Origin of the sequence: Nonomuraea sp. NPDC059194 (assembly GCF_042754765.1) — a bacterium.
Lineage (GTDB): Bacteria > Actinomycetota > Actinomycetes > Streptosporangiales > Streptosporangiaceae > Nonomuraea.
In genome coordinates this window covers 134,499-159,729 of record NZ_JBHZBH010000002.1, presented here as the reverse complement: position 1 = coordinate 159,729, position 25,231 = coordinate 134,499, and the positions used below count along the sequence as shown (strand labels likewise).

Genomic DNA, 25,231 nt, shown 5'->3' with positions numbered 1-25,231 from the left:
CGTGGCAGGCATTGCCCCGACGACCGAGGGCATCACCAACCCCTCGATCGACTCACTGCTCGACATCGTCGACAGCAAGTACTCCCTGGTCATCATGGGTGCCAAGCGCGCCCGCCAGATCAACGCCTACTACTCCCAGCTCGGCGAAGGCCTGCTGGAGTACGTCGGCCCCCTGGTCGAGACCCACGCCCAGGAGAAGCCCCTGTCCATCGCGCTGCGCGAGGTCGCCGACGGTCTCCTCAACGCCGAGCCCATCGAAGGCGCGGTCTGACCCTTCCATGAGGGTCGTCCTTGGCGTCAGCGCGGGCATCGCCGCCTACAAGGCCTGCGAGCTGCTGCGCCTGTTCACCGAGTCGGGCCACGAGGTGCGGGTCGTCCCGACCCGCGACGCGCTGCGGTTCGTGGGCGAGCCCACGTGGGCGGCGCTGTCGGGGCACCCGGTGACCACCGACGTGTGGGACGGCGTGCACGAGGTGCCCCACGTACGGCTCGGCCAGCAGGCCGACCTCGTCGTGGTCGCGCCCGCGACCGCCGACGTCCTGGCCAAGGCCGCCCACGGCCTGGCCGGCGACCTGCTCACCAACACGCTCCTGACCGCCAGGTGTCCCGTGGTGTTCGCGCCCGCGATGCACACCGAGATGTGGGAGCACCCGGCCACCCGAGCCAACGTGGCCACCCTGCGCGAGCGGGGATCGATCGTCATCGACCCTGCCGTCGGCCGCCTCACCGGCGCCGACACCGGTCCCGGCCGGCTGCCCGACCCCGAGGAGATCTTCGAGATCTGCCGCCGCGTCGTGGCGGGCCGTCCCCGCGACCTGGCGGGCCGCAAGGTCGTCATCTCGGCCGGCGGCACCCGCGAGGCCCTCGACCCTGTCCGCTACCTCGGCAACCGCTCCTCAGGGCTGCAGGGATACGCCCTCGCCCGCACAGCGGTCGCGCGCGGCGCCGAGGTGACGCTCGTCGCGGCCAACGTATCGCTCGCCGACCCCGCGGGCGCCAAGGTCGTCAGGGTCGAGTCGGCAGTCGAACTGCGCGACGCCGTGCTGTCGGCGTCGGCCGACGCCGACGTGGTGGTCATGGCCGCGGCCGTGGCCGACTTCAGGCCTGCCGTACGGCACGACTCCAAGATCAAGAAGACGGCCGGCGAGCCCGAGCCGATCGAGCTGGTCAAGAACCCCGACATCCTCGCCGAGCTGGGCGAGCGGCGGCGGGCGAGCGGTTCCGCCCCGGCGCGCCCGGCGGTGATCGCGGGGTTCGCGGCCGAGACCGACGACGTGCTCGCCAACGGGCGGGCCAAGCTCGCCCGCAAGGGGTGCGACCTGCTGGTGGTCAACCAGGTGGGGGCGGGGCTGGCCTTCGGCACGCCCGACAACGCCGCCACCATCCTGGCCGCCGACGGATCCCAGGTCGAGGTGCCGCGCGGCCCCAAGGAGGACCTCGCCGACGCCGTATGGGACCAGGTAGCCGCCCGCCTCACCCACGCCTGAGCGGCGACGCCCGCCGGGCCGGATGCCGCTGTCTTTCTTGGGCGGCGTTTGAGCGCTGGACCAGATAGCCGCCCGCCTTGCCCTCGCCTGAGCGACGACCGCTGGGGTTGGCGCCCGCCGTACCCATGGCGACGACCACGGCGGCGTCCGGCATGGCCGGTTACCTGATCAGCCGTTGCGGCACCCCCTCTGCCTGCGGATACTGAGGGTCGGCGAGGGGGGATGGGGATGCCGGTGACGTCGGCTGTCAGGGATCGCTGCAGGGCTCTGCTGCGCCAGGGGGAGGAGATCCGCTACGTCTTTCCCGCACTGTCGATAGGCCCGCCCGGCGTAGGGAACTTCCTGATCGTCGTCACCGACCGGACCGTCTCGGTCCTGGCGACCAGGATGCTCAGGAGCGACCGCCCCGTCTCGCTGCACGCCGCCTTCCCCCGTGCGACCAGGCTGGGTCCGATCACGATGGCGCCCGGTCCCGTCATCCAGCTCGGCGAGATGTTCTTCGAGTTCGAGGAGCAGTACGCCGCCGTCGTCGCCGCGGCAGACGCGGAGGTGTTCGAGCCCGACATTCTGCCTCACGATCCGCTCCCTGACCTCTGACAAGGGGCAGAATGGGAGCAGTTTCGCGGCGTGCGGGCATGTGGGGCTACACTTCGGCGATGGCCCTGGCGTGTCCTGACCGCCCGAGCCGTACATCCGTCAGCAGCCGCTGCATGAGGAGCCACTGAGTTGTCACGTCGCCTGTTCACCTCCGAGTCGGTCACCGAAGGCCACCCGGACAAGATCGCCGACCAGATCAGTGACGCGATTCTCGACGCCATGCTCAAGGACGACCCCAAGTCCAGGGTCGCCGTCGAGACGCTGATCACTACCGGCCAGGTCCACGTCGCAGGCGAGGTGACGACCGAGACCTACGTCGACATCGCCGGCGTCATCCGCGAGAAGATCCTTGAGATCGGCTACGACGCCTCCCACAAGGGCTTCGACGGCGCCTCCTGCGGTGTGTCGGCCTCCATCGGCGCCCAGTCGCCCGACATCGCCCAGGGCGTCGACGACGCCTACGAGCACCGGGTCGAGGGTGACGTCGACGAGCTCGACCGCCAGGGCGCCGGCGACCAGGGCCTGATGTTCGGCTACGCCTGCCGCGAGACGCCCGAGCTGATGCCGCTGCCGATCACGCTCGCGCACCGCCTGGCCCGCCGCCTGTCCGAGGTGCGCAAGTCCGGCCTGGTGCCCTACCTGCGTCCCGACGGCAAGACCCAGGTCACTATCGAGTACGACGGCGACAAGCCGGTCCGTCTCGACACGGTCGTCGTCTCCACCCAGCACGCGGCGGAGATCGACCTCAAGGAGATGCTGACGCCCGACATCAAGGAGCACGTGGTCGACCACGTTCTCGCCGGGATCGACATCGACATCGAGGGCTACCGCCTGCTGGTCAACCCGACCGGCAGGTTCGAGATCGGCGGCCCCATGGGCGACGCCGGCCTCACCGGCCGCAAGATCATCGTCGACACCTACGGCGGCATGGCCCGCCACGGCGGCGGCGCCTTCTCCGGCAAGGACCCGTCCAAGGTCGACCGCTCGGCCGCCTACGCGATGCGCTGGGTCGCCAAGAACATCGTCGCGGCCGGTCTGGCCGACCGCGCCGAGGTCCAGGTCGCCTACGCCATCGGCAAGGCCGAGCCCGTGGGTGTGTTCGTCGAGACGTTCGGCACCGAGAAGGTCGCCGTGGAGAAGATCCAGGCGGCCGTGACCGAGGTGTTCGACCTGCGTCCCGCCGCGATCATCCGCGACCTCGACCTGCTGCGCCCGATCTACTCCGAGACCGCCGCCTACGGCCACTTCGGCCGTGAGGGCTTCTCGTGGGAGTCGACCGACCGCGCGGACGCCCTCCGCGCCGCCGCCGGTCTCTGACCGCTCGCCCGTCGGATCGGCTCGTCGAATCGGCTCGACGGTGCTGGTTCGACCGGCGCCCGTGGTGACTCGCTCGACGGGCGACTGCTCGATGGCGCTCCGGCTGACAGGTGCTTCGCCCGATGGGTGCCCCGCTCGGCCGGTGAACGTCCCATGGGCGATCTGGGTCGATCGGCGGCCCGCTCGATGCGTGATCCGGTTGACCGATGACCTGCTCGATGGTCGATCTGGTCGATGGGCCCGCTCGACTGGGGAAGCCCCGGTCGGCGAGCCGGGTAGACCGGACCCGTCGATGGGCGAGCCGCTCGATGGATGACTCGGGTCGACCAGCCCCCGCTCGACAGGTGAACGCTCGGCCGGTGAACGCCCGATGGGCGGTCTGGGTCGATCGACGGTCGGCTCGGCGGGTGGCCCTGGCCGACCCGGTGGTCCGCTCGATGGGCGATCGAGCTGCTGGATGGGCGCCGCGCTCAACGGGTGCCCCAGTGAACGCTTGACGAGCGATCCGGGTCGTCCGGTGGCCGGTCGGAGGGGCGACCTGCTCGACCGGCGTTTCGCTTGATCGATGATGCCGCACTCCGCGAGGGGTGCGGCATTAGTCGTCATCCGGCCTGACACCGTGCGAGGAGCCGTCCGGCAGGGTGCGCGGCATCTGGTAGACGTAGTCTGTGACCGACTCCGACGACGCCCTCCTGCCCCTTGAGGCCGTGCGCCCGGCGGAGTCGGCCAGGCGCGACCTCGGCGCCCCTGTGGCGGCCGCTGAGCTCCCCGTGGCCAGGATCGTCGTCGACAGTCCGCTGCCGCATCTCGACCGCCCCTTCGACTACCTGGTGCCCGTGGCCATGGATGCCGACGCCGTGCCGGGCGTGCGGGTGCGGGTGCGTTTCGCCGGCAAGCTGGTCGACGGGTTCCTGCTGGAACGGGCGGCCGACAGTGACCACGAGGGGCGGCTCATGCCCCTCGAAAGGGTCGTCTCGCCCGAGCCGGTCCTCGCCCCTGAGATCGCCGGGCTGGCCCGCGCCGTCGCCGACCGCTACGCGGGGACGCTGGCCGACGTGCTGCGCCTGGCGGTCCCGCCCAGACACGCCCGCGTGGAGGCGGAACGGCGCGACGTCGTCACCGAGGACGGCGGCAGCGTGAAGGCGGAATCGCGGGGCGGCGGCAGCGTGAAGGCGGAATCGCGGGGCGGTGGCCACGTGGAGGCGGAGGCGCGCGGCGGCGGCCACAGCGCGTGGGAGGCATACCCGATGGGCGCCTCCTTCCTCGACGCCCTGGCGAACGGCAGGTCGCCCAGGGCGGTGTGGGGCGCGCTGCCCGGCAACACGGGCTGGGCCAGGCCCGTCGCCGAGGCCGTCAGGGCGACGCTCGACGGCGGCAGGGGCGCCGTGGTCGTCGTCCCCGACGGCAAGGACGTCACGCTCGCCGACGAGGCGCTGTCCGAGGCGCTCGGTCCCGGCAGGCACGTCTCGCTCACCGCCGACCTCGGCCCCGCCGAGCGCTACCGCAGGTGGCTGCGGGTGCTGCGCGGGCAGGTCAGGGCGGTCGTCGGCACGAGGGCGGCGATGTTCGCCCCGGTGGAGAAGCTGGGCCTCGCCATCATCTGGGACGACGGCGACGACCTGCACGCCGAGCGCCTGGCCCCCTACCCCCACGCCAGAGAGGTGCTCGCGCTGCGCGCCCACCGGGCGGGGGCGGGCATGCTCATCGGCGGCTACTCCCGTACGGCCGAGGCCACCCAGCTCATCGCCACCAAGTGGGCCAGGCCCATCGTGGCCGCCAGGCAGGCCATCAGGGCCGTGGCGCCCCGCGTCAGGCCGGCGGGGGAGGACGGCGAGCTGGCCAAGGACCAGGCCGCCCGCGCGGCAAGGCTGCCCAGCATCGCGTGGCGGGCGCTGCAGCAGGGGCTGGAGGAGGGGCCTGTGCTGGTGCAGGTGCCCAGGCGCGGCTACCTGCCGTCGCTGGCGTGCCGTACGTGCAGGGCGGCCGCCAGGTGCGCGCACCCGCCGACCCGCGCGACGATCACCGGCGAGCAGCTGTGCCACGGGCCGCTGGCGTTGCGCGGCGGGCACGCGGCGCCGTACTGCAAGTGGTGCGGGCGGATCGCGGGCGACTGGCGCTGTCCCACCTGCGGCGACAGCAGGATCCGCGCCTCGGTGGTGGGCGCCCGCCGCACCGCGGAGGAGCTGGGCCGGGCCTTCCCTTCGGTGCCGGTGAAGACGTCGGGGCGCGAAGGGGTGCTGGCCACGGTCGGGCCAGGACGCGCGCTGGTGGTGGCCACGCCGGGCGCCGAGCCGGTCCCCGAGGGCGGCTACACGGCCGCGGTGCTGCTCGACGGGTGGGCGATGCTCGGCAGGGCCGACCTGAGGGCCGCAGAGGAGGCCGTGCGGCGCTGGATGAACGCCGCCGCGCTGCTGCGTCCCGCCGCCGAGCTGGTGGTGCTGGCCGACGCCGCGATGCCGGCCGTACAGGCGCTGCTGCGCTGGGACCCGATCACCCACGCCGAGCGCGAGCTGGCCGAACGGCGGGAGCTCGGCTTCCCGCCCGCGGTGCGCATGGCGACGCTCACGGGCGCGCCGTCGGCGGTCAGGGAGATGCTCGGCGAGGTACGGCTGCCGCAGGAGGCGCAGGTCCTCGGCCCGGTGCCGGTGGAGACCCGGCGGGCAGAGGGCGAGCAGGAGCGGGCGATGATCCGGGTGCCCCGATCGCTGGGGCCGCAGTTGGCGATTGCGTTGAAAGGGGCCACAGGGGTGCGTGCGGCGCGTAAGGCGCAGGATGTCGTGAGGGTAAGTGTTGACCCTCTCGACCTGATATAGCCGCTTTCCCCGATTCGCGCGTGCGTAAGTCCTCCGTTAGCGTCACCCTGTGTCGATCGAATGGGTGAACCGAGCCATCGACGATCTGCGCGCCTGGGGGCGGGCGCACGAAGTCGACGTGGACGCCGACGAGATCCGTCTGCTCTGCGACTACGCCAGCGACTATCTCAACGTGACCGAGCTCGGCGAGTTCACTCCCGCCACCTTTGAAGAGCTGCTGCTGTCGATCTACCCGCGCAAGGTCATCGCACCGCCCGAGAGCGCGCGGGAGACCGTCGCGGCCTCGCGCACGCTCGTCGACTTCCTGCTCGACCTCGGCGAGATCTCGGCGCGGAGCGCGGGCGAGATGCGCGCCAAGCTGGCCGAGATCGAGCCCGAGATGGCCACCGCGCTGGCCGACCCGGCCAACTTCGGCATGGCCAAGAGCCTGTTCAGCTCGATCGGGCCCGAGTCGCTCGAGCAGTCGGTCGCCATCCCCGCGGGCGAGCTGCCCGAGCTGGGGGAGGCGCCCTGCGACTGTCCGGCGTGCGCGCCGCTGCCCGCCGTACGGCCGGCCCCGAGGTCGGAGCTGGAGGCGGCGCTGGCGGCCGTGCCGATCCTGGCCGACGCTCGGCGGCTGCGCGCGTGGGTGGCCGAGCGCGGCTCCACGCCGACCGCGAAGGGGCGGCTGCGGGCCAAGGACGCCGCCGCCGCGCCCCTGCCGTACCCAGGGCTGCTGTGGGACCTGGGGCGCCTGTCAGGCGCCGGCGACCCGCTGGAGTCGTGGGCGCGCACGGTGGAGTTCCTGCTGGAGAAGGACACCGGCGGCCAGGTCACCGGCTCGGCCGCGCTCGACGAGGAGCTCTACGACCTGTTCGACATGCTCTACCGCCTGCAGACGCCCGCGCCGGTGGCCGTGGTCGACCAGTACCTGGAAGAGCTGACCGAATACAGCGGCGCCGACGTGGAGACCGCCCTGGCCCGGCTGGGCCACTGCGGGCTGCTGGAGCGCGCGGGCGACGCCGTCACGCTCACCCCGCTGGCGTGTTACGGCATGCGCCGCCGCTACCTCGCCCACGGCCTCGACGCGCCGGAGGCCGAAGACCTGGCCGAGGCCGACGCGATGGGCCTGATCGAGGGGCTGCTGTCGGGCATCCCCACCGAGCTGGCGGAGCAGGACATCCAGCGCTGGCTGGCGCGCAGGAGCGCGGCCGAGGCCGCAGGCGAGCTGCTGTCGGCCGCGGGCGGCGCGCCCGCGGTGGCGCGCGGCATCGCGGTCACCATCGTCGACCGGCTCGACTCGGCCGCTGAGAGCGCGGTCAGGGCGTGCCTCGACGACCAGGAGCTACGCCCGCACGCCATCCACTGGCTGACGGCCCGCGGCCTGCCCGCGCCTCCGCTCACCCAGGAGGAGCTGCTGTGGGTGAGCGTCGACATGCTCGCCCTGGCGATGCCCGCCGCCGAGGAGGATCCCGAGATCTTCGCCGAGAACATCGCCGCCTCGGGCCCGCCCGCCCACCTGATCGAGGAGATGTGGCGGGTCGACCACCCCGACGTGGTGGAGGTGCTCGAACTGCTCGGCAGGTCCATTCCCGACGGAACCCTCGCCAAGGCCGCCAGGAAGGCCGCCTTCAAGGCCCGCTCCCGCGCGATCGGTACATCCCTGTGACGGCTGTGCAGTAAGTTTCCTGGGTGGCAAACAACGTCTTCGACCTCACCGAGCTGCGCAAGCCCCCTCCGATCGAGGACAAGCACGTCGAAGGCCTGGTCTTCCCGCCGGTCGCCCTCGCGCCCGACGCCGACCTGGCCAGGGAAGTGCCCAGGGTGCCGCTGGTCGCCGACGTCCTGCGCCTGACGGCCTGGACGGGCACCCGCCCCGTCACCGAGCACGGCCACCTCCACCCCGCCGACGCCGAGGCGGCCGTCGCCGAGCTCGGCCTGGCGCCTGACCGCCTGCGCCTGCTGTGGGTGGTCGCAGTCAACACAGGGCTGCTGCAGATCATGAGGGGTACGGCCGGCCGCGGCCCGCTCTCCCACCAGCTGCCCGTCGAGGCGACGCTGGAGTTCTGGGACGGCGTCGTGATGGACGTCCTCGACCGCGCCGAGGAGGGGCTCAGCGGGTCCGCCGTGGTCGACGAGCACCTGGCCGAGACGCTGGCCACCGTCTACTCCGTCCGCACCGGCGTGGCCGCCGCCACCCTGGCCAAGGGCATCCTCCACTCCCATGAGGTGGCCTGCGATCCCGGCGCCGTCGAGCTGCGCCGCCTGGCCGCCACCCTGCACGCCGAGCTCGACGACGCGCTGGCGCTGCTCGAATACTGCGGCCTGGTCGAGCAGACCACCACCGGCCACTTCAGGCTGACCCCGCTGGGCGTGTGGGCGGTCCGCCGCGACCTGCTGCGCGAGGGCCACGACGCGCCGACGGCCGCCCAGGTGGAGGTCTACTCCGACTACGCCGCCGCCGAGCTGGTCGAAGCGATGATCACCGGTGCGGTCACACCGAGCGTGGTCGCCTACTGGCTGGAGCGCCGCGCACCCGAGGCGGCCGCCCACGAGCTGGTCCAGGTCGCCGCCTCGGGCACGGCCGGCCAGCGCGGCGCGGTCGGCACCATCCTGGAGGAGCTGGGCCCCGAGGCCGAGGTGCCCGTGCGCAAGGCCCTCGACGAGCCGCTCATGTGGCGCTACGCCGCCTCGTGGCTGCACATCCGCGACCTGCCCGCGCCCCCGCTCAACCCCGACGACCACACCTGGATCGCGATCGACTCCCTGGCCGCGCTCCTCTACTTCGCCGACGCGCCGGGCGCGATGGGCTCCTTCGACGTGCTGGAGGCGGGCGAGGAGCTGGTGCGCCTGGTCGGCGAGATGGCTTCGGTCGAGCACCCCGACACGGTCGCCGTGCTCGACCTGCTGGCCGGCCACCACGGCGACCAGGCGGTCGCCAAGGCGGCCAGGAAGGCCGCGATGAAGGCCAGGTCGATGCGGGCGATGGCGGCGGGCGACGCGTCCGGCTAGCCGTAAACTGGGGTGATCCCATCTCATGCGAAACGGAGTACCCCTTGTCCATTCAGTCGATCCGGCTGTTCGGTGACCCGGTGCTGCGCACCCCGGCGGCCCCGGTCGTCGACTTCGACAAGGAGCTGCGCAAGCTGGTCAAAGACCTCACCGACACGATGATGGACGCGCCTGGCGCGGGCCTGGCGGCCCCGCAGATCGGCGTCGGCCTGCGCGTGTTCACCTACTACGTCGACGACCAGCTCGGCCACCTGATCAACCCCGACCTCGACCTGAGCGCCGACCTCGACGAGGAGGGCGAGGAGGGCTGCCTGTCCTTTCCCGGGCTGGCGTTCCCCACACCGCGGTCCATCCGCGCGGTCGCCAAGGGCTTCAACATGCACGGCGAGCCCGTCGTCCTCGAGGGCACCGACCTGATGGCCAGGTGCTTCCAGCACGAGACCGACCACCTCGACGGCATCCTGTTCATCGACCGGATGGACCCCAAGCAGCGCAAGCTGGCCATGAAGGCCATCCGCGAGGCGGAGTGGAGCGGGCTGTCGGCTCCCACCGTCAGGTTCTCCCCCCACGCCACCGGCGGAAGGGCCCTCTGACGATGCGCCTGGTCTTCGCCGGCACCCCCGAGACCGCGCTGCCCTCGCTGCGCGCCCTGATCGACTCGCCGCGCCACGAGGTGGTGGCCGTGGTCACCCGCCCCGACGCCCGCGCCGGCCGCGGCCGCGCGCTGCACCCCAGCCCCGTGGCCGACCTGGCCGCCGCCGAGGGCATCGAGGTGCTGCGGCCCGCCAAGGTGAACGACCCGGCCTTCCTCGACCGGCTGAAGGAACTGGCGCCCGACTGCTGCCCCGTCGTCGCCTACGGCGCGCTGCTGCCGCAGGCCGCGCTCGACATCCCCCGCCACGGCTGGGTCAATCTCCACTTCTCGCTGCTGCCCGCCTGGCGGGGAGCGGCTCCGGTGCAGCACGCCGTCCTCCACGGCGACGAGATCACCGGCGCGGCCACCTTCCAGATCGTGAAGGAGCTCGACGCGGGCCCCGTCTACGGGGTGGTCACCGAGGAGATCAAGGCCACCGACACCAGCGGCGAGCTGCTGGCCAGGCTGGCCGAGTCGGGAGCCGAGCTCCTGGCCGCGACCCTCGACGGGGTCGAGGACGGCACACTTCAGGCGCGGCCCCAGCCGCTCGACGGGGTGTCCGTCGCGCCCAAGCTCACCGTGGACGACGCGCAGATCGACTGGAGCGCGCCCGCGATGCGCGTGGACCGGCTGGTGCGCGCCTGCACGCCCAACCCCGGGCCGTGGACGACCTTCCGCGGTCAGCGGATCAAGATCGGTCCGGTACGGCTCGCGACCTCTGCCTCGACCGAGCGGCTGGAGCCGGGTGAGCTCGTGGTGGGCAAGAACATCGTGCTGGTCGGCACCGGCACCCACCCGGTGGAGCTGAGCGAGGTGCAGCCGCAGGGCAAGCGGCTCATGACGGCGGGCGAGTGGGCGCGCGGGGTGCGCGTCACGGCGACGGATCGGCTGGTCTGATGGCGGAACGGGGGGCCTCCTCCGGCGGGCGCGGTTCGTCCGGCGGTTTCACCGGCGGCGGATCCAAGGGCTCTGGTCCTCGCGGCCACGGCGGCCGGGGTTCCGGCGGACAGGGATCGTCGGGCGGCCGGGGTTCCGGCGGACAGGGATCTTCAGGAGGTCGCGGTGCTTCGGGCGGCCGTGGCTCCGGCGGATCGTCGGGTGGATTCTCGGGCGGCCGCGGTGCTTCGGGCGGGCGGGGATCGTCGGGGGGCCACGGATCTTCAGGGGGGCGCGGTGCTTCGGGCGGCAGGGGTGCCGCCGGGGGGCGCGGAGGCCGGCCGACGCGCGACGAGGCGCGCAACGCCGCCTACGACCTGATGCGAGCCGTCGACGAGCGCGACGCCTACGCCAACCTGCTCATGCCGCGCCTGCTGCGCGAGCGGGGGCTGAAGGGCAGAGACGCGGCCCTGGCGACCGAGCTGGCCTACGGCTCGCTGCGCGGCCTCGGCAGCTACGACGCGATCATCGCCGCGTGCGGCGACCGCGAGCCCGACCCCGCCGTCCTCGACGCGCTGCGCCTGGGCGCCCACCAACTGCTCAAGATGCGCGTGCCGCCGCACGCCGCCGTCGGCACCACCGTCGACCTGGTACGGCTGCGCATCGGCACCGGCGCCTCCCGCTTCGCCAACGCCGTCCTCCGCAAGATCGCCTCCAGGACGTTCGACGAGTGGATCGCGATCGTCGCGCCTCCGGCCGGCACCGACCCCGTCGGCCACCTGGCGATCGCCCACAGCCATCCCCGCTGGGTCGTCAGCGCCTTCCGCGACGCGCTCGGCGCCGACGCCGAGGAGACCGCCGACCTTCTGGCCGCCGACAACGCCAGGCCGATGGTGACGCTCGTCGCCAGGCCGGGCCGCAGCTCGGTCGAGGAGCTGGAGGATGCCGGCGCCGAGCCGGGACGCTACTCGCCGTACGCGGCCTATCTGCAGGAGGGCGACCCCGGGCAGATCCTCGCGGTGGCCGAGACCCGCGCCGCCGTACAGGATGAGGCGAGCCAGCTCGTCGCGCTCGCGCTCACCAGGGTGCCGGTCGACGGCCCCGACGACCGGTGGCTGGACATGTGCGCCGGCCCCGGCGGCAAGGCGGGCCTGCTCGACGCGATCGCTACCCACGGTGACCTGGCCGCGGACAAGAGTGGACAGACGGCGTTCGCGTTCGCCGGAGGGGCCAGGATGCTCGCCGCCGACGTGCAGTACCACCGGGCCCGTCTGGTCTGGCAGACCACCAGGCAGGCCGCGGTGATCACCGCGGACGGCACCGAGCCCGCCTGGCGGCCCGGCTCGTTCGACCGCGTGATGCTCGACGCGCCCTGCACGGGGCTCGGCGCGCTGCGCCGCCGGCCGGAGGCCAGGTGGCGGCGCGACCCGGCGAGCGTTGCCGAACTGGGCGGGCTGCAGCGCCGCCTGCTCGAAACCGCCCTCGACTCGCTACGGCCCGGCGGGGTCGCCGCCTACGTCACCTGCTCGCCGCACCTGGCCGAGACCCAGGTCGTGGTGGCCGACGTGCTCAAGCGCCGTGACGACGTCGAGCAGCTCGACGCCCGAGCCTTCCTGCCGGGGATCGACGGGCTGGGGGAGGGCCCGCACGCCCAGTTCTGGCCCCACCGCCACGGCACGGACGCCATGTTCCTCGCCCTGCTCCGCAGACGCGCCTGACCCCACCTCGCGACTGCGGGGCCGGAGAGTGTTCGGCGACGCCGGATGTGGGGCGGCCGGGGCGTGTTCCGCGACGCCGGATGTTGGGGCGGCCGGGGCGTGCTCCGCGACGCTGGCTGCGGGGCGGCTGGAGAGCGTTCGGCGACGCTGGCTGCCGGGTGGCCGGAGAGCGTTCGGCGACGGCGCGGGGTCGGGGCGGCTGGACGGTGTTCGGTGACGCTGGTGCGAGGGCGGCGGCGGGCGTTCACTACACTCGGGCGCATCATGGCCGTTCAGATCTCTCCCAGCATCCTGTCCGCCGACTTCGCCCGTCTCGCCGACGAGGCCGCCCGCGTGCCGAACGCCGACTGGCTGCACGTGGACGTCATGGACAACCACTTCGTGCCGAACCTCACCCTCGGTCTGCCCGTCGTCGAGGCCCTGCTCAAAGCCACCTCGACGCCGATCGACTGCCACCTCATGATCACCGACCCCGACCGGTGGGCACCCGCCTACGCCGAGGCGGGGGCGGGCAGCGTCACCGTCCACGTCGAGGCGGCCAAGGCGCCGATCCGCACGCTGCGCCAGATCCGCGCCGCGGGGGCCCGTGCCGGGCTCGCGCTCAACCCGGCGACGGCCGTCGAGCCGTACGAGGATCTGCTCGGCGAGATCGACATGCTGCTGCTGATGACGGTGGAGCCCGGGTTCGGCGGGCAGAAGTTCCTCGACGTGGTCCTGCCGAAGATCCGCAGGGCGAGGTCGCTGATCGAGCGGCACGGCGGTCAGGTCTGGCTGCAGGTCGACGGCGGGGTTGCGGCCGACACGATCGAGCGCTGCGCCGAGGCGGGCGCCGACGTGTTCGTGGCCGGCAGCGCCGTCTACGGGGCGGCCGATCCCGCGTTGGCGATCGACCGGCTCAGGGAACTGGCGGCCACGCACCTCGGCTGACGTCCGCTCACCTCGGTCTCCCGGATCCGGGGAGTCTCCCGGAGGACTCCGGTCAGGGCGGCGGGCGCAGGGGGGCGTGCGGGGATCGGGGCGGTTCGGGGTAGTGGCAGGCGGTCAGGTGGCCCTCCGCGTCGCCGGACAGCCGTACCAGCGGCGGTTCCTCCACCGCGCAGGTGGGCTGGGCCTTCCAGCACCGGGTCCTGAAGCGGCACCCCGAGGGCGGGTTGATCGGCGAGGGGACGTCACCTCGCAGCCTGATCCGCTCCCTGGGAGCGCCGTCCGTCTCGACCTCGGGCACGGCCGACAGCAGCGCGTGCGTGTACGGGTGGCGGGGCCGTTCGTAGAGCGAGGTCCGGTCGGCGATCTCCACGATCTTGCCGAGGTACATCACCGCCACCCGCTGCGAGAAGTGCCGCACCACGGCCAGGTCGTGCGCGATGAACAGGAACGCGATCCCCAGCTCCCGCTGCAGCCGCCGTAGCAGGTTGACCACCTGGGCCTGGATGGAGACGTCCAGCGCCGAGACAGGCTCGTCGGCGACGATCAGCCGCGGCTCCAGCGACAGCGCCCGCGCGATCCCGATCCGCTGCCGCTGGCCGCCGGAGAACTCGTGCGGGAACCTGTTGACGTGCTCGGGATTGAGCCCGACGATCTCCAGCAGCTCGCGGACCCTGGCCTCGCGCCCGCCGGGAGGGTTCAGGTCGTTGATGTCCATGGGGCCGCGCACGATCGAGCCGACCGTGTGCCTGGGGTTGAGCGACGAGTACGGATCCTGGAAGATCATCTGGATCTCGGGCCTGATCGGCTTCAGCGCGCGGCGTCCCGCGTGGCTGATGTCGCGGCCGTCGTAGACGACGCGGCCGTCCGTCGGTTCCAGCAGCCTGGCGGCCAGCCGTCCCGCGGTCGACTTGCCGCAGCCCGACTCGCCGACCAGGCCGAGCGTCTGCCCCGCCTGGATCGACAGGTCGATGCCGTCGACCGCGTGCACCTGGCCGACCTGGCGTCTGACCAGGAAGCCGCCTCTGACGGGGAAGTGCTTGCGCAGCCCCGACAGCTCCAGCAGCGTCATGGGCGGACCTCCAGTTTCTGCTTCGAGGTGAGGTAGCAGGCGTCGCTGTGCCCGCGAGGGGGCGACAGCGCGGGCCGTTCGCCTGTGCACACCCGCGCTCCCGCCAGCGCGGTGAAGTCGCAGCGCGGGTGGAAGGGGCAGCCGGGCGGCACGTTGATGAGGCTGGGCGGGGTGCCGCGCACCGGCATGAGCTCCTCGGCCACCGGCCGGCGCAGGGTCGGCATCGAGCCGAGCAGGCCCCACGTGTAGGGGTGGCGGGGGTCGTGCAGCACCTCGCGGACCGTGCCGCGTTCGACGGCGCTGCCCGCGTACATCACCAGCACGTGGTGCGCGGTGGCGGCCACCACGCCGAGGTCGTGGGTGACGAGGATGATGGCGGTGCCGAACTGCTCCTGCAGGTCGCGCAGCAGGTCGAGGATCTGCGCCTGCACGGTCACGTCCAGCGCGGTGGTCGGCTCGTCGGCGATGAGCAGCGTGGGGTCGCAGACCAGCGCCATGGCGATGGTGGCCCGCTGCCGCATGCCGCCGGAGAACTGGTGCGGGTACTCGCGCGCCCGCGTCCTCGGCTGCGGGATGCCGACGCGGTCGAGCATCTCGACCGCCCGCTCCCACGCGGCCGACCTGGAGGCGCGCCGGTGCCGACGGTAGACCTCCGCGATCTGCGCGCCCACCGTGTGGTACGGCGAGAGCGACGTCAGCGGGTCCTGGAAGATCATGGCGATCTCGTTGCCGCGCAGCCGTCCCATCGTCGAGCGGGGCGCGCCCAGCAGGTCCTGGCCCTGGAAGACGATCCGGCCGGAGACGCGCGAGGTCTGTGGGTCGTGCAGGCCGAGCACGGCCAGGTTCGTCACCGACTTGCCCGAGCCCGACTCGCCGACGACGCCGAGCGTGGTGCCCCGCTCGACCTCGAAGGACAGGCCGTCGACCGCGTGGACCACGCCGTCCTCGGTGTGGAAGTCGATGGTGAGATCGCGTACGTGAAGGAACACTAGGTCAGCCTCACCCTGGGGTCGATGACGGCGTAGAGGGCGTCGACGACGGCGTTCATGACCACGATCGCGCCCGCCGCGACCAGCACCGTGGCCATCAGCATGGGCAGGTCGGAGTAGGTGACGGCGCGGATCGACAGCCGGCCGATGCCCTGCAGGCCGAACGTGGTCTCGGTGATGATCGCGCCGCCGATGAGGGTGCCGAGGTCGACGCCGAAGATGGTGACGATCGGGATGAGCGTGCCGCGCAGCGCGAAGCGCAGGACGACGGTGCGGGCGGGCATGCCCTTGGCGCGTGCCGTACGGACGAAGTCCTCGCCCAGGTTCTCCACCATCGTCGAGCGGGTCATCCGCGTGTAGTTGGCGGTGAAGATGATCGCCAGCACCACCCACGGAAGCAGCAGCCCCGAGGCCCACGCGAACGGGTTCTGGGTGAGCGGGGTGTAGCTCGGGACGGGAAGCACCTGGCCCTGGTAAACGAGGAAGTACAGGGCGAGCGTGCCGATGAAGTAGATCTGCACCGAGGCGCCGATCAGTGACGCCATGCTGGCGATCTTGTCAAGGGGTCGGCCCTGGCGCAGCGCGGCGAGGATGCCGGTGGCCACCCCGAAGGTCAGGAAGATCGCGGCGGCGCCGATCGTGAGCGAGATCGTGACGGGCAGCCGATCCATGATCGTCTCGAAGACGGGGGCGCGGTTGACGAACGAGTAGCCGAGGCACGGCGCGGGGCAGTGGCCGAGGCCTGGGAAGTCGCGCCCCACGAAGACGCCCCCGAGCCAGGTGACGAACTGCACCACCACCGGCTGGTCGAGGCCGAGGTTGTGCCTGGCAAGCGCGAGCAGTTCGGGAGGGCAGACCTTGCCGCAGGCCAGGCTCGCCGGGTCGGACGGCAGGGCGAAGAACAGGAAGAACGTCACCGCGGCGATGATCATCAGCGTGATCACGGTCGTGATGGCGCGGCGGACGAGGAACCGGAGCATGAGATCTCCTGCGGCGGGCGGGGCCCCGGGCGCTGCAACGCCCGGGGCAAGGGCACTACGGCTTCACGAAGATGGTGTTGGGAGAGACGATCCACATCTGCGGATCGATCTCCGCGCCGCCGACCTTGGAGCCGTGCACCATCGTCGCGATGCGGTTCTCGGCGACGACCAGTGGTGTGATCGTCTCCTGGATCTTCTTGTCCAGCGCCATCCACGCGGCGCTCTGCGCCTCGAAGTCGGGCATCTCGGAGATCTTCTTCATCTCGGCCTTGAGCGCGGGATCGTTCAGGTGGGAGTAGTTCGGCGCGCCGTCGGCGACGGGACCGAAGACGACGGGCAGGACCGTCGCGCCCGAGGCCCAGTCGGCGCCCCAGCCGCCCCAGTACAGGTCGAACTCGTTCTTCACCAGGCCGATGGAGTCGTAGTAGGTCTTGCGGTCCATGGGCTTGGTGACGACCTTGATGCCCGCCTTCTCCAGCGCGTTCTTGATCGCGACGGTCACCCGCTCCTGGACGGGCGTCTGGTTGTAGGCGTAGACGATGGTCGGCGTCGGGTCGCTCGACTCGGCCAGCAGTTGCTTGGCCTTCTCGATGTCGCCCTCGGGCTTGGCGCTCTTGCCGAACACGTCGTAGGCCTGGTAGCCGACCGTGGTGTTCTCGTTCAGGATCGTCGTCGGCAGCGCCGCCGCCTGCGGCCCGCCCTGGATCTGCTGGATCTGCTTGCCCGGCCACGCGTAATTGATCGCCTGGCGGATCTTGACGTCCTTCACCCTGTCGAGGTTGAAGTAGTAGTAGTTGCCGTAGGGCGACGGGCTGATCATCCGCCTCGACGCCAGGCTCTGGTCGCCGAGCACCTGCTGCAGGCGCTCCGGGGGAGTGATCGCGTAGAAGGTGAACGCCTGCTGGTCGGCCCCCGCGTCGGCGACCAGCCGGTCGGTGATCTGCAGCGCCTCCTGGCCGAACTCCAGCTTCCACACGTCGGGGTAGGCGCCGCGGATCGGGTCGGTGGCCGGGTCCCACGCCGGGTTACGGACCAGCTCGTAGGACTTGTCGACGACGTGCGACTTGATGATGTACGGCCCGCTGGCCACGGGCTCCTTGTCGTACTGCTCCTTGGTGTCCTTGGCCTTGGGAACGATGGCGTAGCCGCCCATCGCGAAGGCGTAGTTGGCGTCGGCGTGCGGGGTCTTGAACCGGAAGACGACCGTCTTGTCGTCCGGCGTCTCGATGGCGTCGAGCTCCTTGCCGCCGTAGGGGCCCTCGTAGGCCGCGCGGTGGTCCTCCTGGGTCAGCCACTGCTGGATGTAGGTGGGCCCCTGGGTGATGAAGGGGGCGAACATCCGCTCGACCGTCCACTTGACGTCCGCCGAGGTGATCGGCGTGCCGTCCTGCCACTTCACGCCGTCCTTGAGGGTGAAGGTCCAGGTCTTGCCGCCGTCGGAGGCGGTGCCCACGTCGGTGGCCAGGTCGCCGACGAGCTTGTACTCGCCCTTGGCCACCCGCTTGTAGCCGGTCAGCCCGCGGTGGATGAGCAGGCCGAAGTTCGCCTCGGTGTTGACGTAGATCTGGGCGGGGTCGAGATGGGAGAAGTCGTCCCTGTCGATCATCGTGACGGTGCCGCCCTTGACGACGCCTTCGGGCTCGATGGCCGGGCCCCTGGAGTCTTCCGCGGTGCCGACCGAGATCTTCGGCGGGACGTAGGTGGCGGAGGGCGCCGCCTGCGGGCTGGACCCCGGCGGAGGAGCGCCCTGGTTGCCGGGCGCGCAGGCGCCGGTGAGCGCCAGCGCCGCTGCGGCGAGTACGGCGAGGGCCGTGCGGACGGACATGTCTCTCCTATCGTTTGATCTTCGGGTCGAAGGCGTCGCGTACCGAGTCGCCGAGCAGGTTGAAGGCGATGACGAAGACCAGCAGGGCGACGCCGGGGAAGACGAGGTAGGTGATGTCGTTCTGGTAGACCTCGGTGCCGCGCAGGAACATGCGCCCCCAGTCGGGGATCGGCTCGATCATGCCGACGCCCAGGAACGACAGCGCCGCCTCGGCGGTCACCAGGGCCGGCAGGAGCAGCGTCGACTGGATGAGGATCGGCGTCCACAGGTTGGGCAGCAGCTCCCTGAACACCACCCTGGCGGGCGAGGCCCCCGTCACCCTGGCGGCCTCGACGAACTCCCGCTCCCGCAGCGTCAGCACCTGGCCGCGCAGCAGCCTGGCCAGCCCCGCCCAGCTGAAGGCGGTCAGCACGACGACCAGCGTGACCGCGCGCAGCCACACGGGCGTCTGCTCGTTCGGGCTGACGAACAGGTTCTCCACGACCGGCATGAACGCGATCGTGAACAGCACAGCGGGGAAGGACAGCACGATGTCGATCACCCGGCCGATGAAGGAGTCGACGCGCCCTCCCGCGTATCCCGCCACGATGCCGAGCACCACCCCGAGCAGCGAGGTCAGCACCGTGGCGACCACCGCGATCAGCAGCGAGGTCCTGATTCCGTAGACGAGCTGGGTGAACACGTCACGGCCGAGACCCGGCTCGATCCCGAACCAGAATTCGGAACTCACGCCGCCGTTCGGCTGCACCGGATATCCGAAGTCGTTCAGCAGCCCGGGGGTTTCCTGGCCGTAAAGCGTGTACGGGTCCCTGCCGTACACGAGTGAAATGAGCGGCGCCGAAACGGCGACCAGAAAGAAGCAGGCGACGACCAGCGCGGCGGCGACGCCGGTGCGGTCGCGTTTGAACCGCAGCCACATCAGCCTGCCCGGCGAACGGCCCACGGCCTGCGGGATCGGGGTCACGGCGGCCACGTCGAGCGCCGGAGTCGGGATGGTCATGGGGGTGCTCCCGGATCGTTCGTGCCTCGTTCGCACGTTCGCATCAGCACCCCGGGCAAATCAATGCCCGCGCCTTCTTTAACGATTCTGTCGAACAACGCGGACATATTCGGGGCGCAATTCCGGGTTGCCTGTACCGGCGAATGTCGGTGACAATCGGCGGCGTGTGGGACGGCTTGTCACGAAATCGCGACACGAACCCGACGAATCCCAGACATAGGATCATGGTTTCCGGGTAATTGATCACTTATGGAGGATCACGGGCTGTTCGGGCCGCGCTCGGTGACCTGGCGGGTGATGGGGGAGCCCATCCTGCTGGTGGGCGGCTTCCGTGCCCTGCTCATGCAGGGCCTGCATCCCAGGGCGATGCGCGGCGTGCTGCAGAACTCCGCGCTCATGGACCCGGCGGAGTCGTGGTCGCGCTTCCAGCGCACCACCGAGTTCGTCAGGGTCCGCACGTACGGCACGCGCGCCGAGGTCGAGCGCGCGGGCGCGAGGGTCAGGAAGATCCACGCCACGCTGACGGCGCTCGACCCCGACACCGGCGAGCGTTTCCGCCTCGACGAGCCAGAGGCGCTGCGCTGGGTGCATGTCGGCGAGGTCGACTCCTACCTGACGGTGGCCCGCAGGGCGGGGGTGCGGCTGAGCGACGAGGAGGCCGACAGGTTCGTGGCCGAATGGCGGTCGGCGGCCGAGGTGGTCGGCCTGTCGCCGGCGGAGGTGCCGGGCTCGGTGGGCGAACTGCGCGACTACATCGACGCGGCGCGGCCCGGGCTGCGCTTCGTGCCAGAGGCGGCGCACCCGCTGCGGTTGTCGCTCAACGCGCCGCTGCCACTGCACCTCGCGCCGCTGAAGCCGATGCTGCCCGGGCTCACGCTGCTGGCGTTCGCGACGCTGCCGCGGTGGGCCCGCCGGCTGTACGGGCTGCCGGCGACGCCGGTGGGCGACCTGTGGGCGACGGCGTCGCTGCGGGCGCTGCACACGGGGCTCGGATTCGTGCCGGCCCACGTCCGCTACGCCCCCGCCGCCCGCCGCGCCCGCCGCCTCATGGCGGCGTGACCCCCCGGCGGCTCCCGCCTGCGCCAATGTTGTTGGCCAAGCGTTTGTTAGGGTTTACTGGCGGGGGCGGTCGCGCCGGGCTTTTCGGGCATGGCACACTGGACGAGAACAGAGCTAGCGTGCTCCGGGGTCGGTGAAAGTCCGAACCGGCGGTGACAGTCCGCGACCCGGCCGATGCCATCGGCCGGTTGACTCGGTGAAATTCCGGGACCGACGGTGAAAGTCCGGATGGGAGGAAGCGCGCGGGTGTCCGGTCTCAGGCCGGGCGCCTCTGTGGTGCATGCGTCGCAGCACCCTGTCATCCCCGGGGCCCGCCGTAGCTGAGAGCTACTGGCGAGTAGGAGGTCCGGGGGTGGACGAACCCGCCCAGTCACGGCCGGGCATGGCCGTACCCGCGAGCGATGACGCCCTCCATATGGACGCCCTCCATATGGCGAGGGCCGTCCGGCTGGCCGCGCTGGGTCGCGGCACCACCAGCCCCAACCCGGTCGTCGGGTGCGTCATCGTCGACGCGTCGGGAGCGCACGCGGGAGAGGGTTTCCACGCCTACGCGGGCGGACCGCACGCGGAGGTCGTGGCGCTGAGCGAGGCGGGTGAGCGCGCCAGGGGCGGCACCGCCTACGTGACGCTCGAACCGTGCGCCCACACCGGGCGCACGGGGCCCTGCGCCGAGGCGTTGCTGAAGGCGGGGATCGCCAGGGTGGTGGTCGCCGTCGCCGACCCCAACCCGACGGCCGCGGGCGGCGCGGCGCGGTTGCGCGACCACGGGGTCGCCGTCGAGATCGGCGTGCTGGCCGAGGAGGCCGAGCGCGGCAACGCCGAGTGGCTCACATTCGTGCGCAGGGGCAGGCCCCACGTGACGTGGAAGTTCGCCGCCACGCTCGACGGCAGGTCGGCGGCCGAGGACGGCACGAGCCAGTGGATCACCTCGCCGCAGGCGCGGGCGGACGTCCACCGGTTGCGCGCCGAGTCCGACGCGATCGTCGCGGGAATCGGCACCGTCCTGGCCGACGACCCCCGCCTCACCGCCCGCCCGGCCCCCACCGCCCCACCCCACCCCAACCCCGACCGGCAGCCGTTGCGGGTGGTCGTCGACACCGAGGCCCGCACCCCCGCGACCGCCGCCGTCCTGTCGGCGGAGGCTCCCACGCTCGTGGCCGTCGCCGACGACGCCGAGACCGACCTCCAGACCCCCGTCCTGCGCCTGCCGAGGTCGGCGGACGGCGGCCTGGACCTGCACGCCCTGCTGGCCGAGCTGGCCCGCAGGGAGGTCGTCAGCGTGTTCCTGGAAGGCGGAGCGACCCTCGCCGGTTCCTTCATGAGGGAAGGGCTCATCGACCGTGTCATCGCCTACGTGGCGCCCGCGCTGCTCGGCTCGGGCAGCGCCGCGCTCGGGCAGGCGGGGGCGCGGACGATCGCCGACACCCACCGGCTGGTCTTCGAGGAAGTAACCCCCATCGGGACGGACCTGCGGATCACCGCCCGCCCCGTGACTGAGGAGAACTGATGTTCACCGGAATTGTGGAAGAACTGGGCGAGATCGTGGCCGTCGAACCCCTCGGCGACGCGGCGAGGCTGTCGGTGCGCGGCAAGGTCGTCACCTCCGACGCCAAGCACGGCGACTCGATCGCGGTCAACGGCGTGTGCCTGACCGTCGTCGACGTCGACGACGAGGTGTTCACCGTCGACGTGATGCGGGAGACCCTCAGGAGGAGCTCGCTCAGCAGCGTGGAGAGCGGCGCGCGGGTCAACCTGGAGCGGGCCGTACGGGCCGACCAGCGCCTGGGCGGGCACATCGTGCAGGGCCACGTCGACGGCACCGGCGTCCTGATGTCGCGCGAGCCGGGCGAGCGGTGGGACGACGTGCGGTTCTCGCTGCCGGCGGAGCTGAACAGGTACGTCGCGGAGAAGGGCTCGATCGCCGTCGACGGCATCAGCCTGACCGTCACCACCGTGGACGACGACAGCTTCGGCGTCAGCCTCATCCCCACCACGCTCGAACTGACGACCCTCGGCGGCAGGAGCGTGGGCGACGTGGTCAACCTCGAGGTGGACGTGATCGCGAAGTACGTGGAGAAGCTGGTGGTGACCAAGTGAGCGGCGACTTCACCGTCTTCGGCACACCCGTCTACTGGACCGACCTGATCGGCAACATCGCGGCGCTGGCCACGGTGGTGCTGGCGATGCGCAGGTCGGTGTGGACGTGGCCGGTGCAGCTCACCGGCGCGGTGCTGCTGTTCATCGCCTCGATCAACGCCCACATCACCGGCAACGCGCTCAAGCAGGTGCTGTTCGGCGCCCTGGCCGTCTACGGCTGGTACAAGTGGACCAAGGGCAGGCGCGACGACGGCGGCCTGGCCGTCAGGCCCGCCTCGACGAAGGAGCGCTCGGCGCTGGTCGGCGCGATGGTGGTCGGCACGGTCGCGATCGCGCTGCTGTTCACCTGGCTCAACTCCATGGACCTGCACATCTCGTGGGCGCCGTGGCCCGACGCCTACATCTTCGTCGGCTCGGCGGTGGCCACGTTCGCCCAGGGCAGGGCGCTGATCGACTTCTGGTGGATCTGGGTCCTGGTCGACCTGGTCGGCGTGCCGCTGGCCTTCACCTCTGGCCTGGTGGTCTCCGGTGTGGTCTACGCGGTCTTCCTCGTGCTGGTGCTGCTCGGCTTCCGCAGCTGGCTCAAGCAGTACAGGTCCACGCAGGCGGCGGCGGTGCCGGCATGAGCGCGATCTTCGACTCGGTCGAGCGGGCCGTGCACGACATCCGCGAGGGCAGGCCGGTCGTGGTCGTCGACGACGAGAACCGCGAGAACGAGGGCGACATCATCTTCGCCGCCGCCAAGGCCACGCCCGAACTGCTGACCTTCACCATCCGCCACACCAGCGGCGTCATCTGCGTGCCGATGGAGGGCAGGACACTCGACCGGCTCGGCCTGCCGCTCATGGTGGTCCAGAACAAGGAGCGGATGCGGACCGCCTACACCATCAGCGTCGACGCCCGCGACGGCATCACCACCGGCATCTCGGCTGCCGACCGGGCCAGGACCATCCGCACGCTGGCCGACTCCGCCACCGAACCCCAGGAGCTGGTACGGCCAGGCCACATCTTCCCGCTGCGCTACCACGAGGGCGGCGTGCTGGCCAGGAGGGGCCACACGGAGGCCGCCGTCGACCTGGCCCGCATGGCAGGGCTGAGCCCCGCGGGCGTGCTGGCCGAGATCGTCAACGACGACGGCACGATGGCCAGGCTGCCCGAGCTGCGTGCCTTCGCCGACCAGCACGACCTCGCGCTCATCTCCATCGAGCAGCTCGTCGACCACCGCCGGCGTACCGAGAGCATGGTCACCAGGGTCGCCGAGACCCGGCTGCCCAACGAGCACGGCATGTGGCGGGCCTACGGCTACGCCAGCGCCCTCGACGGCGGCGAGCACGTCGCGCTGGTGCTCGGCGAGCTGGGCGACGGCGAGAACGTCCTGGTGCGCGCCCACTCCGAGTGCCTGACCGGCGACGTGTTCGGTTCGCTGCGCTGCGACTGCGGCGTGCAGCTCGACCACGCGATGGCGGCCATCGCGAAGGAGGGCCGCGGGGTGGTCGTCTACCTGCGCGGCCACGAGGGCAGGGGCATCGGCCTGCTGGCCAAGCTCAAGGCCTACAGCCTGCAGGACAACGGCAGCGACACCGTCGACGCCAACCTGGAGCTCGGCCTGCCGGTCGACGCGAGGGAGTTCTCCAACGCCGGGCAGATGCTGGCCGACCTCGGCGTCAGGTCGGTCAGGCTGCTCACCAACAACCCGGCCAAGCTGCGCGGCATGGACGGCTACGGCATCAAGGTGCTGGGCCGCGAGCCGATGCCGGTGGCCGTCAATCCCTACAACCAGACCTATCTGGCGGCCAAACGAGACCGATTGGGGCACGAATTGTGAGCGAGCTTGTGAGCGAACCAGTCAACACAGCAGTCTGGCTCACAGGCCCGACGGAGGAGGGCCTGTGAGTGGACAGGGCAGGCCGGTGGCGACCTCGGTCGAGGCCGGGGGGCTGAGCGTCGGCATCGTGGCCGCCAGCTGGCACGGGAAGATCACCGACCAGCTGGTGGCGCGGGCCGTACAGGCGGCGCAGGACAGCGGCGCGAACGCCACGGTGGTGCGCGTGGCGGGGTCGCTGGAGATCCCGGTCGTGGCCCAGGCCCTGGCCAGGAGGCACGACGCGGTGGTGGCGCTCGGCGCGGTGATCCGCGGCGAGACCGCTCACTTCGACTACGTCTGCGACTCGGTCACGGCGGGTCTCACGCGGATCTCGCTCGACGAGGAGACGCCCGTCGGCAACGGCGTGCTCACCTGCGACACGCTCGACCAGGCGCTCGCCAGGAGCGGGCTGCCGGACAGCGTCGAGGACAAGGGCTACGAGTCGACGGTGGCGGCGCTGGAGACGGCGCTGGTGCTGCGCGGGCTGCGATAGCTTTCCTTGGTCAACCCGTACGTTTTCGACCCAGCGAGAGCCGAGATGCCTGAGCCAGTCAGTCCGCCGCCCCTGCCCCTCACCTGGCGGCCGGTCAGGGCGAGATACGTGGCCTACGGTTTCGCGTCGGTCGTCGTCGTCGGCGCGATCGTGATGGCGCTGCTGATCTCGGAGCCCTTCCAGCTCCCCGACAAGATCATGATCGTCGTCTTCGGGTGCGCGGTCGCCTGGGTGCTGCACCGCCTCGGCAGGGTCAGGGTCGAGGCGGACGACGAGGGCATCACGCTCGTCAACGCGCTGCGTACCCACCGCTACACCTGGCCCGAGGTGATCGACGTCACGCTGCTCGAAGGCGACCCGTGGCCGAAGATCGACTTCTCCGACGGGATGACCGTGGGCGCGATGGGCATTCAGGGCAGCGAGAAGGCCCGCGCCCGCCGGGCCACCGCCGAGCTGGAGTCGCTCATCAGGGCCAAGGGCGAGGCGCGGGAGTAG

Annotated in this window: 22 protein-coding genes, 1 pseudogene and 1 riboswitch; of the genes and pseudogenes, 18 read left to right on the top strand and 5 right to left on the bottom strand. The window is 71.6% G+C overall.

Features of this window, described 5'->3' with window-relative positions; genetic code table 11:
* Window position 1: 1 nt before the first annotated feature.
* The 11 genes and pseudogenes from rpoZ to rpe all read left to right on the top strand — a co-directional run bounded on the left by rpoZ (window position 2) and on the right by rpe (window position 13,360).
* A complete protein-coding gene (rpoZ, locus tag ACFXJ8_RS03435; protein ID WP_358123574.1) occupies window positions 2-271 on the top strand; it encodes a DNA-directed RNA polymerase subunit omega in 270 nt (89 codons plus the stop codon).
* Between the two features lie 7 nt (window positions 272-278).
* Window positions 279-1,487, top strand: a complete 1,209-nt coding sequence (gene coaBC / locus ACFXJ8_RS03430) for a bifunctional phosphopantothenoylcysteine decarboxylase/phosphopantothenate--cysteine ligase CoaBC (protein WP_379642191.1) — start codon at window positions 279-281, stop codon at window positions 1,485-1,487.
* A gap of 228 nt (window positions 1,488-1,715) precedes the next feature.
* Entirely contained in the window at window positions 1,716-2,084 is a 369-nt protein-coding gene (locus ACFXJ8_RS03425) for a hypothetical protein (RefSeq protein WP_379642190.1), read from the top strand.
* Between the two features lie 129 nt (window positions 2,085-2,213).
* Window positions 2,214-3,401: a methionine adenosyltransferase gene (metK, locus tag ACFXJ8_RS03420; RefSeq protein WP_379642189.1), complete on the top strand. Its 1,188-nt coding sequence runs from the start codon at window positions 2,214-2,216 to the stop codon at window positions 3,399-3,401.
* A 668-nt stretch (window positions 3,402-4,069) separates the two neighbouring features.
* Window positions 4,070-6,214: a primosomal protein N' gene (locus ACFXJ8_RS03415; protein ID WP_379642188.1), complete on the top strand. Its 2,145-nt coding sequence runs from the start codon at window positions 4,070-4,072 to the stop codon at window positions 6,212-6,214.
* Between the two features lie 49 nt (window positions 6,215-6,263).
* Window positions 6,264-7,862 carry a hypothetical protein gene (locus ACFXJ8_RS03410; RefSeq protein WP_379642187.1) on the top strand — a complete coding sequence of 533 codons (1,599 nt, stop codon included), beginning with the start codon at window positions 6,264-6,266 and terminating at the stop codon, window positions 7,860-7,862.
* Window positions 7,863-7,885: 23 nt separating this feature from the next.
* Window positions 7,886-9,205, top strand: a complete 1,320-nt coding sequence (locus ACFXJ8_RS03405; RefSeq protein WP_379642186.1) for a hypothetical protein — start codon at window positions 7,886-7,888, stop codon at window positions 9,203-9,205.
* Between the two features lie 44 nt (window positions 9,206-9,249).
* Entirely contained in the window at window positions 9,250-9,798 is a 549-nt protein-coding gene (gene def / locus ACFXJ8_RS03400; RefSeq protein ID WP_379642185.1) for a peptide deformylase, read from the top strand.
* 2 nt (window positions 9,799-9,800) lie between these two features.
* Window positions 9,801-10,736: a methionyl-tRNA formyltransferase gene (gene fmt / locus ACFXJ8_RS03395; RefSeq protein ID WP_379642184.1), complete on the top strand. Its 936-nt coding sequence runs from the start codon at window positions 9,801-9,803 to the stop codon at window positions 10,734-10,736.
* A 266-nt stretch (window positions 10,737-11,002) separates the two neighbouring features.
* Window positions 11,003-12,433 (top strand): annotated as a pseudogene (locus ACFXJ8_RS03390) (RsmB/NOP family class I SAM-dependent RNA methyltransferase); the annotation flags it as partial.
* Window positions 12,434-12,697: 264 nt separating this feature from the next.
* Window positions 12,698-13,360 carry a ribulose-phosphate 3-epimerase gene (gene rpe, locus ACFXJ8_RS03385; protein WP_379642183.1) on the top strand — a complete coding sequence of 221 codons (663 nt, stop codon included), beginning with the start codon at window positions 12,698-12,700 and terminating at the stop codon, window positions 13,358-13,360.
* Between the two features lie 52 nt (window positions 13,361-13,412).
* Here rpe and ACFXJ8_RS03380 read toward each other — a convergent pair whose 3' ends face one another.
* Genes ACFXJ8_RS03380 through ACFXJ8_RS03360 form a run of 5 tightly spaced genes read right to left on the bottom strand, consistent with a single transcriptional unit; the run spans window position 13,413 to window position 19,223 of the window.
* On the bottom strand, window positions 13,413-14,429 hold the full coding sequence (locus ACFXJ8_RS03380; RefSeq protein WP_379642182.1) for an ABC transporter ATP-binding protein: 1,017 nt from the start codon (window positions 14,427-14,429) through the stop codon (window positions 13,413-13,415).
* The gene (locus ACFXJ8_RS03375; RefSeq protein WP_379642181.1) at window positions 14,426-15,418 is read right to left on the bottom strand and encodes an ABC transporter ATP-binding protein; all 993 of its coding nucleotides are present in this window, start codon (window positions 15,416-15,418) and stop codon (window positions 14,426-14,428) included. Before ACFXJ8_RS03375 ends, ACFXJ8_RS03380 begins: the two co-directional genes overlap by 4 nt.
* Window positions 15,418-16,398 carry an ABC transporter permease gene (locus ACFXJ8_RS03370; protein WP_379642180.1) on the bottom strand — a complete coding sequence of 327 codons (981 nt, stop codon included), beginning with the start codon at window positions 16,396-16,398 and terminating at the stop codon, window positions 15,418-15,420. Before ACFXJ8_RS03370 ends, ACFXJ8_RS03375 begins: the two co-directional genes overlap by 1 nt.
* Window positions 16,399-16,453: 55 nt before the next feature.
* A complete protein-coding gene (locus ACFXJ8_RS03365) occupies window positions 16,454-18,223 on the bottom strand; it encodes an ABC transporter substrate-binding protein (RefSeq protein ID WP_379642179.1) in 1,770 nt (589 codons plus the stop codon).
* 7 nt (window positions 18,224-18,230) lie between these two features.
* On the bottom strand, window positions 18,231-19,223 hold the full coding sequence (locus tag ACFXJ8_RS03360) for an ABC transporter permease (protein ID WP_379642178.1): 993 nt from the start codon (window positions 19,221-19,223) through the stop codon (window positions 18,231-18,233).
* A 249-nt stretch (window positions 19,224-19,472) separates the two neighbouring features.
* On the opposite strand from ACFXJ8_RS03360, the gene ACFXJ8_RS03355 reads away from it, so the two are divergent.
* From ACFXJ8_RS03355 to ACFXJ8_RS03325, 7 genes are all read left to right on the top strand, one after another.
* Window positions 19,473-20,282 (top strand): oxygenase MpaB family protein, encoded by an 810-nt coding sequence (locus ACFXJ8_RS03355; RefSeq protein ID WP_379642177.1) that lies wholly within the window; start codon window positions 19,473-19,475, stop codon window positions 20,280-20,282.
* Between the two features lie 115 nt (window positions 20,283-20,397).
* Window positions 20,398-20,528: riboswitch (FMN riboswitch) on the top strand.
* Between the two features lie 106 nt (window positions 20,529-20,634).
* Window positions 20,635-21,789, top strand: coding sequence for a bifunctional diaminohydroxyphosphoribosylaminopyrimidine deaminase/5-amino-6-(5-phosphoribosylamino)uracil reductase RibD (gene ribD / locus ACFXJ8_RS03350; RefSeq protein WP_379642176.1), 1,155 nt, complete (start codon window positions 20,635-20,637; stop codon window positions 21,787-21,789).
* Window positions 21,789-22,379, top strand: a complete 591-nt coding sequence (locus tag ACFXJ8_RS03345) for a riboflavin synthase (RefSeq protein WP_379642175.1) — start codon at window positions 21,789-21,791, stop codon at window positions 22,377-22,379. The genes ribD and ACFXJ8_RS03345 overlap by 1 nt, the downstream gene beginning before the upstream one ends.
* Window positions 22,376-23,005: a nicotinamide riboside transporter PnuC gene (gene pnuC / locus ACFXJ8_RS03340; protein WP_379642174.1), complete on the top strand. Its 630-nt coding sequence runs from the start codon at window positions 22,376-22,378 to the stop codon at window positions 23,003-23,005. The genes ACFXJ8_RS03345 and pnuC overlap by 4 nt, the downstream gene beginning before the upstream one ends.
* Window positions 23,002-24,204, top strand: a complete 1,203-nt coding sequence (locus tag ACFXJ8_RS03335; protein WP_379642173.1) for a bifunctional 3,4-dihydroxy-2-butanone-4-phosphate synthase/GTP cyclohydrolase II — start codon at window positions 23,002-23,004, stop codon at window positions 24,202-24,204. Before pnuC ends, ACFXJ8_RS03335 begins: the two co-directional genes overlap by 4 nt.
* 64 nt (window positions 24,205-24,268) lie before the next feature.
* Complete coding sequence (gene ribH, locus ACFXJ8_RS03330; protein ID WP_379642172.1) at window positions 24,269-24,736, top strand: 6,7-dimethyl-8-ribityllumazine synthase; 468 nt, start codon at window positions 24,269-24,271, stop codon at window positions 24,734-24,736.
* 45 nt (window positions 24,737-24,781) lie between these two features.
* Window positions 24,782-25,231, top strand: a complete 450-nt coding sequence (locus ACFXJ8_RS03325; protein WP_379642171.1) for a PH domain-containing protein — start codon at window positions 24,782-24,784, stop codon at window positions 25,229-25,231.